Origin of the sequence: Marinomonas aquimarina (assembly GCF_900089755.1) — a bacterium.
Lineage (GTDB): Bacteria > Pseudomonadota > Gammaproteobacteria > Pseudomonadales > Marinomonadaceae > Marinomonas > Marinomonas aquimarina.
On sequence record NZ_FLOC01000017.1, the window covers coordinates 66,446 to 80,725 of the forward strand.

12 protein-coding genes are annotated in these 14,280 nt (G+C 49.9%); 6 read left to right on the forward strand and 6 right to left on the reverse strand.

What is annotated here, in order from left to right; genetic code table 11:
- Nucleotides 1–66: 66 nt before the first annotated feature.
- Nucleotides 67–918, reverse strand: a complete 852-nt coding sequence (locus MAQ5080_RS13845) for a thymidylate synthase (RefSeq protein WP_067211980.1) — start codon at nt 916–918, stop codon at nt 67–69.
- Between the two features lie 104 nt (nt 919–1,022).
- On the opposite strand from MAQ5080_RS13845, the gene folA reads away from it, so the two are divergent.
- The 3 genes from folA (at nt 1,023) to MAQ5080_RS13860 (ending at nt 3,040) form a co-directional block, all read left to right on the forward strand.
- Entirely contained in the window at nt 1,023–1,523 is a 501-nt protein-coding gene (gene folA / locus MAQ5080_RS13850) for a type 3 dihydrofolate reductase (protein ID WP_067211976.1), read from the forward strand.
- A 5-nt stretch (nt 1,524–1,528) separates the two neighbouring features.
- Nucleotides 1,529–1,948, forward strand: coding sequence for a secondary thiamine-phosphate synthase enzyme YjbQ (locus tag MAQ5080_RS13855; RefSeq protein WP_067211972.1), 420 nt, complete (start codon nt 1,529–1,531; stop codon nt 1,946–1,948).
- Nucleotides 1,949–2,095: 147 nt separating this feature from the next.
- Nucleotides 2,096–3,040, forward strand: a complete 945-nt coding sequence (locus MAQ5080_RS13860) for a carbon-nitrogen hydrolase family protein (protein WP_067211969.1) — start codon at nt 2,096–2,098, stop codon at nt 3,038–3,040.
- 31 nt (nt 3,041–3,071) lie between these two features.
- Here MAQ5080_RS13860 and MAQ5080_RS13865 read toward each other — a convergent pair whose 3' ends face one another.
- The 3 genes from MAQ5080_RS13865 to ilvD all read right to left on the reverse strand — a co-directional run bounded on the left by MAQ5080_RS13865 (nt 3,072) and on the right by ilvD (nt 7,100).
- Complete coding sequence (locus MAQ5080_RS13865) at nt 3,072–4,295, reverse strand: PAS domain-containing protein (protein WP_067211965.1); 1,224 nt, start codon at nt 4,293–4,295, stop codon at nt 3,072–3,074.
- A 42-nt stretch (nt 4,296–4,337) separates the two neighbouring features.
- The gene (locus MAQ5080_RS13870) at nt 4,338–5,180 is read right to left on the reverse strand and encodes a 23S rRNA (adenine(2030)-N(6))-methyltransferase RlmJ (RefSeq protein WP_067211962.1); all 843 of its coding nucleotides are present in this window, start codon (nt 5,178–5,180) and stop codon (nt 4,338–4,340) included.
- A 75-nt stretch (nt 5,181–5,255) separates the two neighbouring features.
- Nucleotides 5,256–7,100 (reverse strand): dihydroxy-acid dehydratase, encoded by a 1,845-nt coding sequence (gene ilvD / locus MAQ5080_RS13875; protein WP_067211960.1) that lies wholly within the window; start codon nt 7,098–7,100, stop codon nt 5,256–5,258.
- Nucleotides 7,101–7,261: 161 nt separating this feature from the next.
- Between ilvD and MAQ5080_RS13880 the strand changes: the two genes are divergently transcribed.
- On the forward strand, nt 7,262–8,467 hold the full coding sequence (locus tag MAQ5080_RS13880) for an EAL and HDOD domain-containing protein (RefSeq protein ID WP_067211957.1): 1,206 nt from the start codon (nt 7,262–7,264) through the stop codon (nt 8,465–8,467).
- 991 nt (nt 8,468–9,458) lie between these two features.
- Here the strand turns inward: MAQ5080_RS13880 and fdxA are convergent.
- A complete protein-coding gene (fdxA, locus tag MAQ5080_RS13885) occupies nt 9,459–9,782 on the reverse strand; it encodes a ferredoxin FdxA (RefSeq protein WP_067211954.1) in 324 nt (107 codons plus the stop codon).
- Between the two features lie 114 nt (nt 9,783–9,896).
- Nucleotides 9,897–12,542, reverse strand: coding sequence for a DNA mismatch repair protein MutS (mutS, locus tag MAQ5080_RS13890; protein WP_067211953.1), 2,646 nt, complete (start codon nt 12,540–12,542; stop codon nt 9,897–9,899).
- Between the two features lie 75 nt (nt 12,543–12,617).
- Here mutS and MAQ5080_RS13895 point away from each other — a divergent pair, with 75 nt between their 5' ends.
- Nucleotides 12,618–13,106 (forward strand): CinA family protein, encoded by a 489-nt coding sequence (locus MAQ5080_RS13895; protein WP_067211950.1) that lies wholly within the window; start codon nt 12,618–12,620, stop codon nt 13,104–13,106.
- Between the two features lie 99 nt (nt 13,107–13,205).
- A complete protein-coding gene (gene recA / locus MAQ5080_RS13900) occupies nt 13,206–14,267 on the forward strand; it encodes a recombinase RecA (RefSeq protein ID WP_067211946.1) in 1,062 nt (353 codons plus the stop codon).
- Nucleotides 14,268–14,280 lie beyond the last annotated feature (13 nt).

Below are 14,280 nucleotides of genomic sequence, written 5' to 3' on the forward strand. Positions count from 1 at the left end.
ATTAATAAAAACGCCGCCTGATTTTGAACAAAATAGGCGGCGTTTTTTATGCGTCACTGACAGCGATTACACCGAGAACGGGTAGGCAATCGCTTCATGGTACTCATAGCCTTCGAGCTCAAAATCATCCAGCGTGACCCAAGTTTCCAAATCTTCCAACGTTTTAATGTCTGGGTTGATTTTGAACGTCGGCGCTGCAAACGGCTCACGTGTTAGCTGCACATCACGCATCAGCTCCAGCTGATCTTCATAGATATGGGCGTTAACGATCTTATGGTACGCCTTGCCCGGTTTTTTGCCGGTAATCTGCGCCATAATGGCCAGTAGGAAATACACTTGCACCATATTAAAGTTCAGCCCTAACGGCACATCACAGCTGCGCTGAGTGCTGTTGAGGTACAGAGTATCGCCCAGTAGCGAGAAATGGTGGCTGTACATACAAGGGCGCAGGCAGGCCATGTGTAACGCACCTGGGTGATAGAAGGTAAAGATCTCACCACGGTTGTCCACCCCCTGAGTTAAGTCATCGACGATTTGACGCAGCTGGTCAACGGAACCGCCATCAGGCTTAGGGAAGTTACGGCCAATGGCACCGTAACAAAGACCCATATCGTCTTCGCCTTTACGGTAGGGGTTGTTTAACCAGGCTTGGTTTTCATTCGCGTTAGCGTCCCACGTCTTCGTGCCTAGGGCGCGAAAGTCGGCAGCGTTATCGTAACCACGTAAATAACCAATAATCTCAGCAATGGCGGATTTCCAGTAGCTCTTACGCGTGGTCACCAACGGAAATTCGCCAGCGCCCACATCGTAGGTCAAGTCGGCGTTAATCACCGTTAGGCAGCGTTTGCCGGTACGTTCGTTAGCAACCCATTCGCCTTCATCGATAATACGACGACAAAGGTCTAGATACTGTTTCATGTAATTGCGCCCTTGGTTGGGGTAAAATGGCGAGAATTATAGCAGATCTTAAACTAAAGCCGAGTGGGCTGTGAGATCGAGAATGAACATACATTGGAGTCAACATGCTGTCCCTAATCGTTGCCATGTCTACCAACCGCGTGATCGGTATTAATAATTCCTTGCCTTGGCATTTGCCAAACGATCTGAAGTACTTCAAACAGGCGACCATGGGCAAGCCAATTGTCATGGGCCGAAATACGTTTGAGTCGATTGGTAAGCCACTGCCAGGACGCCGTAATATCGTCATCAGCCGTAACCCAGACTACCAGCCAGAGGGCGTAGATGTGGTGCGTTCATTGGATGAAGCGATTCGTCTAGGTGAAGATATCTGCTTGGTGGATGGCCAAGAAGAAGTAATGATTATTGGCGGCGCGCAAATCTACTCTTTGGCGCTTGAGCGTGCTGATCGCCTGTACATCACCCATGTGGATGCGGAAATCGAAGGCGATGCGTTCTTCCCTGAAGTAGCTTGGAACAACTACGAAAAAATCGGCGAAGAAGCGTTCCCAGCAGAAGGTCCAAACCCTTACGACTACCGTTTTAGCGTGTACCAAAAGGGCTAATCCCGATGTGGTTGCAAAAAGAAATTCAGCTGTCGCCGCGCAAGCGTGGCTTTCACCTAGTGACGGATGAAATCTTGCGCCAGCTGCCAGAGTTGCGCAAATTCGAAGTGGGTATGTTGAATGTGTTTATCAAACACTCCTCGGCATCGCTCACCATTAACGAAAATGCGGATCCGACCGTACGTGTTGATTTCGAAAGCTTCTTTAATCACGCGGTACCGGAAAACGAGCCTTACTATCGTCATACCTACGAAGGCAGTGATGATATGCCCGCACACCTTAAGAGCAGTATTTTAGGTTCAAGCCTGAATATTCCGGTGACCCGTGGTGATTTGAATTTGGGGATTTGGCAGGGTATTTACCTGTGTGAACATCGTAATCACGGTGGCGCCCGTAGCCTAGTGCTGACTTTGCAAGGCGAATAACCGCTCAAGCTTCCCTCTCTCCCAGACAACCTCAGCCCCTGCGGCTGGGGGACTGCTGCTTGCGTCATACTTTATATTAGACAAAATCGATCATTAACGACGGTGCTGGACTACCCTTAGAGTGATATCTGTTTATCTGGGGGGCGTATGAACATCAAGGTTGCAATCTCGCAAAAACCACCTGTGCTGCTGAATCTTAAGGCATCTTTAGCGAGAGCGTTAGAAATTGTCGAGGAAGCCGCTAGCCATGGTGCTAACCTGATCGTTTTTCCTGAGGCTTTTTTGCCTGGCTATCCCACTTGGATCTGGCGCTTACGCCCAGGTAAGGACATGGCGCTTGGCAGTACGCTTCATGCCATGCTGCGGGCGAACTCTGTTGATCTTGAAGCCGGAGAGTTGGAAGGGTTATGTGAAGCGGCACGGCAGCATAATGTCGTCGTGGTCATGGGGTTAAACGAACGGGACAGTTGCTTTAGTGGTACCACGCTTTACAACACTTTGGTGGTGATCGGCACGGATGGGCGAATTTTAAATCGCCATCGTAAAATGATGCCGACCAACCCTGAGCGTATGGTTTGGGGTATGGGCGATGCGTCGGGACTGAAAGTCGTCGACACGCCGTTTGGCCGAATCGGTGCGCTCATCTGTTGGGAAAACTATATGCCTTTGGCGCGCTATGCACTCTTTGCGCAGGATATCGACATCTATGTGGCACCAACGTGGGACAGTGGCGAAGTGTGGGCTGGCTCGATGAACCACATCGCCCGCGAAGGCGGTTGTTGGGTGTTAAGCAGTGCTACCGCGATGACTGGCGCGGATATCCCCGAAGATTTTCCGGATCGAGAGGCCTTGTTTGACGCTGAGGAATGGATCAACCCTGGCGATGCACTGGTGATCAAGCCCTTTGGTGGTGTGGTCGCGGGTCCGATGCATCAAGAAAAGGACATTCTTTACGCCGAAATAGATGTGGACGAAGCACGACGTTCGCGTAAAGCGCTCGATGTCTCAGGCCATTACAGTCGTCCAGATCTATTTGATCTGCAGGTGGACCGGCGCCCGAAGCCCGCGATTAGGCTTATAGATGATGACTAATGCGGGCTATAGGTTGGTGTAACGGTGCGATTTACTCGGCAATGAAGACGGCAACGCCTTCAGTGCGGCCTTTTTCCACCGCCGAGTTGGCGCTTTGTGCCAGCTCTTCGATGGTTTCACCGTCTTCTGGGAAGGTCGCCAAACCAACACATAGGTTGAGGTGGCTGGCATCGGAGAACTCCAATACTTTTTGCTCTTCGTCGTTGGGCTGCAAGAAACTATTGATCAGCTTTTGCGCGTCTTTAAGACTTGTGTTTGGCAACAGCAGTAACAGTTTGTCTTGTGCCACACGGGCTAAAATATCGGCTTCACGAATCTTCTTATAGATAAAGCGTGCTGAGGTGTGGATCGCCGTATTACGTTGCTCTAATGGCATGTCCGCCAGTAAACCGCGAGCGTCTAGGTCAATCTTGGCCATGGTCAATGGGGTGTATTGACGACGAGCTAAACCAAGTTGCTTAGTGAAGTGTGTCAGCGCTGCGCCACGGTTCAAAAGCCCGGTGAGCTCATCAAAGGTTGCCTGGGAGCGCAGATGCTCTTCTAGGGCTTTCTGAGAGCTGATGTCCTCAATAAAGCCGATGATTTTGACGACTTCAGCATTGGGCCCTTGGCTGTAAGTACGGCCGCGCTCGCGCACCCAAGTGTATTCATCATTGCCACGACGAATACGGTACTCGGATTCGTAATAACGCTGCTTGTGCTGTATGTGTTCGTCCACGGTGCGCTGCATTTTCGGCAGATCGTCTTTGTGTACACGGCTTCGCCACGCTTGGCTATTGTGCGGCGTATCTTCTAAAGAGCAACCTAGTAATGAAGCAATGGATTGTGAGCAGGAGATGGTGTCGCCTTCCACTTCCCACATCCAGATGCCCGCTGACGATTCAGTGAGAGCGAACTTCAACAGGGTGTTTTCTGCGACGCTGAAATCCAGATGCTCGGTGTGAGAGATGTAGCCTAGGACATACTCATCATCCAGCTCTGTTAGAGAAATCTCGGCGGTTAGGAAACGATCACCCACTTCCAAGCGCGCGCTGATACGCTCCACTTGACCACGATTGAGTTTGTTGACGATGTCGGCAAGACTCGATTGATCATCATTGACCAACGACTGCCAAGTTTCTTGGCGAGCGGCACCGACATTTAGATACAGGCTTTCTAAACGTTCATTGGCCGCTACGATTTCACCACTTTGAATCTGTGCGATAAACGCGGGAGTCGGCATATGATGAAATGCTGTGGTAAACGGGATGGACATTTAGAGACTCCTTATCAAGTCAGTGTGCTCGCCTCTCGAGCATTACTCTGGGGTAATCCAACGCAGTTGGAAGTGAGCGTCTTGATCTTCTGCTAACGCATCACGTAAAAACGGAAGGAACTCAGCGGCTTCTTTTTCCAGCGTCCAAGGTGGGTTGACAACGATCATGCCACTGCCAGCCATACCGCGCTTGGTTTCGGTGCCGCGAATGTTCAATTCCAATAGTAATGTGTTTCTAATTTTGGTTGCCGCGACCGCATTAAGCAAATCGTCCGCTTGACGTCGATTCAACACCGGGTACCAAATAGCAAAGGTGCCTTGAGCGAAGCGTTTGTGACCCTCTTCCAGCGCTTTGACGACTTTTTTGTAGTCGTTCTTCACTTCGTAAGGTGGGTCCATCAAGACAAAGCCACGTTTTTGTGGCGGCGGTAACATGGCTTTTACCGCCAAGAAACCATCATCTTTTACCACATTTGCCACTCTTTTTTTAGGGAAAAGTGCAGCAAGTACAGGGTAGTCATTTGGGTGCAACTCACACAAATGCATTTTATCTTTTTGGCGCAGGTAGTGGTCCACCACCATCGGGCTACCTGGGTAAACCTCTAATTCACCTTCAGGGTTGAGCTCTTTGACGATCTCAACAAAGCGCTCAAGCGGCTCAGGTAAATCGCTGCGCTCCATTAAGCGGCTGATGCCGGTGTCGTATTCTTGGTTTAACTGGGCTTGATCGGAAGCCAGTTCATACAAGCCAATGCCAGCGTGGGTATCAAGGTAGAAGAAGGGCGCGTCTTTCTTGGTTAAATGACGGCAGATTTGGCTGGCAACGAGGTGCTTGAGAATGTCGGCGTGGTTGCCAGCATGGTAAATATGGCGATAGCTGAGCATGGCATAGGGTCCAATATAATTAAAAAAAGCCGCCCCTCTTGTGGAGGCGCGGCTTTTAGAGGTTAAACGATAGGCTTAGTCTAGTTGGTCTAGATCGCGTACCGCACCTTTGTCTGCGCTGGTAGCAAAGTGTGCGTACACTTTCAGTGCAGGTGATACTTTACGTGGACGAGTTTCCACTGGTTTCCAAGCGTCTGCGCCTTTCGCGTCCATCGCGGCACGACGGTGAGCAAGCTCTTCGTCAGTCAACATAACATTGATGGTACGGTTCGGGATGTCGATCAAGATGCGATCGCCATTTTCTACCAAACCAATCGCACCACCTGCCGCCGCTTCTGGTGAAACGTGACCGATTGATAGACCAGAGGTACCGCCAGAGAAACGGCCGTCAGTCAGTAGGGCACAGGCTTTTCCTAGGCCTTTAGACTTGATGTAAGACGTTGGGTACAGCATTTCTTGCATGCCTGGACCACCTTTAGGACCTTCGTAGCGAACGATAACCACATCGCCAGCTTCGACTTTGTCTTCAAGGATGTTCTTAACCGCTTCGTCCTGAGACTCGGTAACGTGTGCTTTACCTTCGAATACAAGGATCGACTCGTCAACACCAGCACTCTTCACCACACAGCCATCTTGAGCAATGTTACCGTAAAGTACTGCTAGACCACCTTCTAGAGAGAAAGCGTTTTCTAGAGAGCGGATACAGCCATTAGCACGGTCGCCATCAAGTGTTGGCCAGCGGCATGATTGGCTGAAGGCTACTTGCGTTGGGATACCACCAGGGCCAGCTTTGTAGAATTCCACGACTTCCGGCGTAGGTGATTCCATGATGTCCCACTTCTTCAAACCATCAAGCATGGTATCAGAGTGTACGGTGTGCACTTGGTTGTGCAGAGCGCCGGCACGGTTCAGTTCACCCAGTAGACCGAAGATACCACCGGCACGGTGTACGTCTTCGATGTGGTATTTCTGAGTGTTTGGTGCCACTTTACATAGCTGAGGCACTTTACGAGACAGACGGTCGATGTCTTGCATGGTGAAGTCTACGCCGGCTTCACGCGCCATGGCTAGCAAGTGTAGGATAGTGTTGGTTGAACCACCCATAGCAATGTCTAGTGTCATCGCGTTTTCGAACGCTTCGAACGTCGCGATTGAGCGTGGTAGCCACTTCTCTTCGTCTTTTTCGTAGTAGTTTTTAGCGATTTCAACGATGCGTCGACCTGCTTCTAGGAATAGGCGCTCACGGTCAGCGTGTGTCGCAACCACAGTACCGTTACCTGGCAGACTCAAACCTAGTGCTTCGGTTAGACAGTTCATAGAGTTCGCTGTGAACATACCAGAACAAGAACCACACGTTGGGCAGGCAGAGCGTTCGATCTCTTCTACCACTTCATCTGACACGCTGTCGTCTGCCGCGATGACCATGGCATCAACAAGGTCTAGTTTGTGCTCAGAAAGCTTGGTTTTACCCGCTTCCATTGGGCCGCCAGACACGAAGATGACTGGAATGTTTAGGCGCAGAGCCGCCATTAACATCCCCGGTGTGATCTTGTCACAGTTAGAGATACAAACTAATGCATCGGCACAGTGTGCGTTAACCATGTACTCAACCGAGTCTGCGATCAAGTCACGTGATGGCAAGCTGTACAGCATACCGTCGTGGCCCATAGCGATACCGTCGTCGACCGCGATCGTGTTGAATTCTTTTGCAACACCGCCCGCCGCTTCGATTTCACGGCAAACAAGCTGACCTAGGTCCTTTAGATGCACGTGACCTGGCACGAACTGAGTGAACGAGTTCGCGACAGCAATAATTGGTTTATGAAAATCTTCATCCTTCATGCCTGTTGCACGCCATAGCGCACGAGCACCGGCCATATTGCGGCCGCCAGTGGATGTTTTGGAGCGGTAAGTTGGCATTTGTATCCCCACAATTTATTTTGCTTTCTTTATAAGCTTCATGTTACCAAGTTTATTGCCCTCGCCCAAAGCGAAATTTGGCAATATACTGCTTAAATAGTAGTAACGATATGCCATGCCATTTCGACAGGGCAGTTAATGATTAAAAGGTACGAAAATATATGATGTATCACAATGTTGCGCTTGCTCGACAGCCGATCGTGGATAATCGTTTATCTACGATCGGTTACGAGTTGTTGTATCGCCGCAACGCTGACGCCTCTAACGCCGACATTTATAACCAAGTGGGCGCCACAGCACAGGTGATAACGACCTGCGTGCTGGATTTAGGGATGCACAACATTGTGGGCAGCACTGGGAAGGCGTTTGTAAACTTTCCACGAGGCTACCTCGTTAACCCAAGTGGTGTGCCGTTACCAAAAGAGCACACCGTCATTGAGGTGCTTGAGAGTGCTGGGTTTGACGCCGTGCTGTTGGCTTCTTTGCGCCGTTGGCATAACGCTGGCTTTAAGATTGCGTTGGATGACTTCGTCTATGAACCGCGCTTAACCCCATTTGTGGAAATCGCCGATTACATTAAGTTGGATATGGTGGCGCTGGGTAAAGATAAGTTTCATCAGCAAGTTGAGGCGTTGCGCCCCTACGATGTCAAGTTGATCGCTGAGAAGGTCGAAACTTGGGAGGATTACCATTTCGCAAAGCTGCTGGATGTGGACTATTTCCAAGGGTATTTCTTTGAAAAGCCGCAAGCGATTGCCAAAAAAGCGTCTAATGTCAATCAAATGACCTTGATGCAATTGATGGCCTCTTTGATGCGCGCCGGTGACCTGCCAATTGAAGAATTGGAACAAATCGTCGGCCAAGACATTGGTTTGGTCCACAAGCTATTGAAGTATCTTAACTCACCCATGACAGGGTTAGTGGCCTCGGTCGATTCTTTGCGTTTGGCTATTATGTTGATTGGTACAGAGCAGCTGAAATCGATCACCAACCTATTGTTGATGTCCGAGATGACGGCTGATCGAGAAGTTTTGCAAGGTCAGGTACTGCTGCGTGCTAAGCACGCGGAGCTGTTCGCCAAAGCGCAGCAATACGCGAACGAAGAACGCTATTTCCTCGCCGGCATGTTGTCGATGATCGATGTCTGTGTCGGCGTTGACCTGGACAACGTGCTATCGGAGCTGCCATTACCACTTGAATTCACCAACGCCATTCTCGAACGTACTGGTCGTGTAGGCTATACCCTAGATTTGATCGAAGCGTATGAGAAAAATCGCCCTATCAAGTCCGAACAGGATATGGAAGTGCTCGCAGAGACCTATGCAGACGCAGTGAAATGGGTCGAAGGGTTCCGCTCGGCTTTCTAAAATGCAGTGTTTTGTAGGGATATTCCTACAAAGGCTGTAGGGTATTTCTCTAATTTCGCAATAAAATAGTAAGAAAAATGTACAATTTTTTGTAAGCTTATGATTTAAAAGGATTAATCTTAATTTTCTCTTCTTGCTCTTTTTTTGCAACTTATCTAGAAAACGGTATAGTTAACCCATCCAAACGGAACTCATGGACTGAGATGCACATGGAGTGCGGCAAAGTAGGATACTTTGTGGGATGCAAAATGGATGAGTGATGGACACTCTAAGACGGATTTTCACATTAGGAAACAGGCTCTACGGATAAGAGCTAAAGAGCCAAGTAGGGCATAGCACAGGGAAGGGCGTTAGGGATAACCACTCAATGGATGAGCGCTTTAAAGGATTTAGAGCACAACAACGGGTAGCTTAGGCTACCCTTTTTTGTTTTTAACGCTCACTGAGCGCTACAAACCAGCCCCAGAGGCACCCATATCTGTGGTCGTTGGTGGTGGTTTTGTAAGGCAAATCTGACAAGAGTGTAGGGTGTTTCGCTAATGTTTGCGGAATAATAGAAATTTACCCAGTGAAATTTTCTATCTATATGATTTTATTGAATAAATTTCTATTTTTGGTTTTTTTGTTAGACGTTGCATCTTGCTCAAAATAGGGTACATTTAACTTATCCAAACGGAACTCATGGACTGAGACAGCACAGAGACGTGCAGCAAAGCAAGAGGCTTTGTGGGATAACAGGAATCGAGTGAGGATCACTCAAAGACGGACTTTGACAGGACAAACTAACTCGACGGATTTGAGTTACAGGCCAAGATGGCAAGTTACGGACTGACAGCGACGGAATCGCACACTCAAGGAACGAGCGCTTTAACGGACTAAAGCAACAAAACGGGCAGCCTAGGCTGCCCTTTTCTTTGCCAGCTATTTATCAAACGCCTTTTGCAGGCATAAAAAAAGCAGCCGAAGCTGCTTCTTTTCAAGTATTTCAAGCTTAGCGCTCTAGGTACTCAAGCTTGTCTTCCACACCGTCCCACTGGGCTGCATCAGGAAGAGCGTCTTTTTGCTCAGTGATGTTTGGCCAGATCAAAGACAGTTCTTGGTTTAGCTCAACGAATACTTCTTGGCCTTCTGGTAGCTCGTCTTCAGAGAAGATCGCTGCCGCAGGACATTCTGGTTCACAAAGAGCACAGTCGATACACTCGTCTGGGTTAATTGCTAGAAAGTTTGGGCCTTCGTAAAAGCAATCTACAGGGCAGACTTCTACACAGTCTGTGTATTTACAACGGATACAGTTGTCAGTAACGATGAAAGCCATTCGACTTCTCCTAGAATCAGTTCAAAATTTTGCCAGTATTTTAGTGGCATAGGGCGCAAAGCGGCAAGGGACAATTGGCTGTCCCTCTAAACTTTCTGATATTAGCTTATGCAGCTACAGACCACTTTTCAATTTGTGCAATAGATTAAGCGCTTCCAGCGGTGTGGTGTTGTCTATATCAACCGCAGCAATTGCCTCTTTTAGTTGGCTGGCTTCGTCCACGGCAAACATATCCACTTGCAGTGGCGCTGCTGCGGGTTGGCTGGCGGCTGATGGCATAGGCTGTGGTTGCACCTCTGGTGCGGCAATAGGCGCATCTTGGACACTAATCGGTTGCGCCACGCGCTCGCCTTCCAGTTCGCCCAATTTCTGACGGGCTTCGAGAATCACACTTCTTGGAACACCGGCTAGCTGTGCCACTTGCAGACCGTATGACTGGCTCGCTGGACCATCGTGTACCTGGTGCATAAAGACGATCTCGTCTTCGTACTCGGTGGCGGTTAGGTGAACGTTGGCGGCATTCGGTAAACGCTCCGCTAATGTGGTGAGCTCGAAATAGTGCGTGGCGAACAAGACATAGCTGCCCAGCTCATTGGCAAGGTATTCCACCGCTGACCAAGCCAGCGACAAACCATCAAAGGTGCTGGTACCACGGCCGACTTCATCCATCAGTACCAAGCTATCTTTGGTCGCGTTGTTGAGAATGTTGGCCGTTTCCGTCATTTCCACCATAAAGGTTGAGCGACCACCTGCCAGATCGTCCGAAGAGCCCATGCGCGTGAAGATACGATCGACCACGGAAATCGATGCTGACTCAGCCGGTACGAAACTACCCGTATGAGCGAGCAAGCTGATGATGGCGATTTGGCGCATATAGGTGGATTTACCACCCATGTTCGGACCTGTGATCATCAACAGGCTGCGACCCTCGTGCAGGTCTAAGTCATTCGGGATAAAAGGATCTGAAATAACCGACTCCACCACCGGGTGACGTCCCGCTTGGATAGCGATGCCACCACGGTTGTGCACTTCAGGGCAGCAAAAGCTTAAACGGTTGGCACGTTCGGCAAAACACGCCAGCACATCCAGCTGAGACACTGCTTGGCTGGCGGTCTGCAGTGGGCCTAGCACAGCGTTTAGCTTATCTAGTAATTGCTCGTACAGTTGCTTTTCACGGGCTAAGGCTTTCGATTTGGCACTAAGGGCTTTGTCTTCGAACTCTTTCAGTTCTGGGGTGATAAAACGCTCGGCATTCTTCAATGTTTGGCGGCGTACGTATTCCGTCGGCGCCATATCGGAATGCAAACGACTGATCTCAATGTAGTAGCCGTGCACTCGGTTGTAGCCCACTTTTAATGAGGCAATACCTGTGCGCTCTTTTTCACGACGTTCTACCTCGGCCAAGTAATCGGTGGCGTTGGTGGAAAGAGAAATCAGTTCATCCAGTTCTTCATCGTACCCCTGAGCCATGACGCCGCCATCACGAATCACCGCAGGTGGGTTTTCCACTAAAGCGCGTGCTAATTCGTCCGTTAGCTCTGGTTGTTCTACTAGACGATCGTGTAGTTGTGAAAGACGAACATTTTCTGGCATCTCATTTAGAATGCGGCGCAGCTCGGGCATGGTTTCCAGTGCCATGCGTAGGCGGACTAAATCACGAGGACGAGCGGAACGCAGTGCCACACGAGATAAAATTCGCTCCATATCACCGACGGCCTTGATGGTGCTTTGCAGGGTTTCAAAGGCAAAGTTGTTCATCAGGTCACGCACCGCATGTTGACGGCTGTGAATTTCTTCAAGCTTGCGAATCGGGGTGTGTAACCAGCGCTTTAGCAAGCGCGAGCCCATCGGCGTGGTACAGCTGTCAATCACGCTCATCAAGGTGTTGCTGGTGCTGCCGTTGAGGTTCTGATCGATTTCTAAGTTACGACGGGTGGCGCCGTCGATCAGAACTGAGTCATCACGTTGCTCAACACTGATGGCTTGAATATGCGGCAGTGCTGAGCGTTGGGTATCTTTGGCGTACTGTAGCAAGGCGCCAGCTGAGGCAATCGCTGCCGTCAGAGCTTCGCAGCCAAAGCCAGATAAATCTTTGGTGTTAAATTGCTGAATCAGCTGACGGTAGCTGGATTCAAAGTCAAAATGCCAAGGGCCCAGTTCGCTGACCCCCCGTTCAAGGGTAATCAGATCGCGGGCAGGGAAGTCCTCCGATAGGAGAATCTCTTTTGGTGATAAACGCTGTAACTCGCTGGCGAGCGCTTCGTGGCCATCGACTTCAAACACACAGAAACGGCCGCTGGCCATGTCTAGGTAAGAGAAGCCAAACACATCGAGGCCTTTACGTTGTACGTGAGCGACAGATAACAGTAAGTTTTCACGTTTTTCCTCAAGGAACGCTTCATCACTGATGGTGCCGGGTGTCACAATACGCGCCACTTGACGCTCTACAGGGCCCTTGCTGGTCGCTGGGTCGCCCACTTGTTCAGCAATCACCACCGATTCACCCATACGAACAAGGCGGGCGATGTAGTTTTCTGCGGCGTGGAAGGGAATGCCTGCCATAGGAATCGGTTTACCGCCAGAATGACCCCGAGCCGTAAGCGTAATATCTAACAATTCGGCCGCGCGTTTGGCGTCGTCGTAGAACAACTCATAGAAGTCACCCATGCGATAAAACAGCATCTGATTGGGGTGCTGTGACTTGAGGCCAAAATATTGGCGCATCATGGGGGTATGGTTGTCTTTGTCTGATTGGCTCATGTGAAGGCTCACGTTGTATGGATGAAACAGGGCCGATATTCTAAGGCATAATTTATTGATATTTAAGGGAACACAATGGTTCAAGAAAAATTCCTTAAAGACTTGGTGAAACAAGTGGCACAGCGCTTGTCAGAACGCCAGCAAATGCTGGTCACCGCTGAGTCCTGTACTGGTGGTTTGATTGGTGCTTACTGCACTGAGTTAGCGGGCAGTTCGGAGTGGTTTTATGGCGGCGTGATCAGCTACGCCAATGAAGCCAAAGTCGATGGCTTAGGCGTTTCCGATGTCACGCTTAACACCGAGGGCGCGGTGAGTGAGTCGACGGTACAGCAAATGTGTGCCGGTGCCTTGGCGCTTGGTGGTGATGTGGCGGTGGCCGTCAGTGGTGTCGCCGGCCCAAGTGGTGGCAGTGTCACTAAGCCAGTGGGCTGTGTGTACATTGGTTGGCAGGTGAAAGGGCAGCCAGCCATAGTCGAGCGCTGTCAGTTTGAAGGTACGCGTCGCGCGATTCGTCGTGAGACGGTGGCGCGAGCGCTACAAGGTGTTTTAGAGCAGACAAAATAAAAATCTGTGTTTTTATACAGTATTTTCTTGAGCGTCTTTTTAAAACGCGCTACATTAAGCTCAGTTTAAATCTACGGATATACCACTTAGGATTGAAATATGGCTTCCACGGCAGACAACAAGAAAAAAGCGTTAGACGCAGCGCTTTCACAAATCGAGCGTCAGTTTGGTAAAGGCGCCATCATGAAAATGGGTGAAGGTGCGAAATTAGACATCGAAACCGTTTCAACTGGCTCACTTGGCTTGGACATCGCCTTGGGGGCGGGTGGTCTGCCATACGGTCGTATTTGTGAGATCTATGGTCCAGAATCTTCTGGTAAAACAACGCTGACGCTAAGCGTCATCGCTGAAGCGCAGAAGCAAGGTAAAACTTGTGCCTTTATCGATGCGGAGCACGCGCTTGACCCATCTTACGCGGAAAAACTAGGCGTCAACATCGGTGAACTATTGGTGTCTCAGCCAGACACGGGTGAACAAGCGCTCGAAATCTGTGACATGCTGGTGCGTTCAAACAGTGTTGATGTAGTCATCGTTGACTCGGTCGCAGCGCTGGTACCTAAGTCTGAAATCGAAGGCGAAATGGGTGACTCTTCTGTTGGTGTGCAAGCGCGTCTATTGTCACAAGCGATGCGTAAACTGACAGGCTCCATCAAACACGCTAACTGTCTTGTTGTGTTCATCAACCAGATCCGTATGAAGATCGGTGTGATGTTCGGTTCGCCTGAGACCACAACTGGTGGTAACGCACTGAAATTCTACAGCTCGGTTCGTCTAGACATTCGTCGTATTGGTTCGGTGAAGCAGGGTGACGAAGTCATCGGTAACGAAACCCGTGTGAAAGTGGTGAAGAACAAGATTGCGCCACCATTCAAACAAGCAGAGTTCCAAATCATGTACGGTGCCGGTATCTACCGCATGGGTGAAATCATCGACTTGGGCGTGAAGCAAGGCTTCATTGATAAGTCGGGAGCTTGGTACGCCTACGGCGGTAATAAGATTGGCCAAGGTAAAGCCAACGCGGCGCAATACCTAGCCGACAACCCAGCGATTGCCCAAGAAGTCGAAGGCATGATTCGCGAAGCCTTGTTGACCAAAACGAAGAAATCAGAAGAGTCTGCGGACGCTGCTGATGCGCTAGAAAGCGAAGAACTGGATTTTTAATTCAGATAAGAAG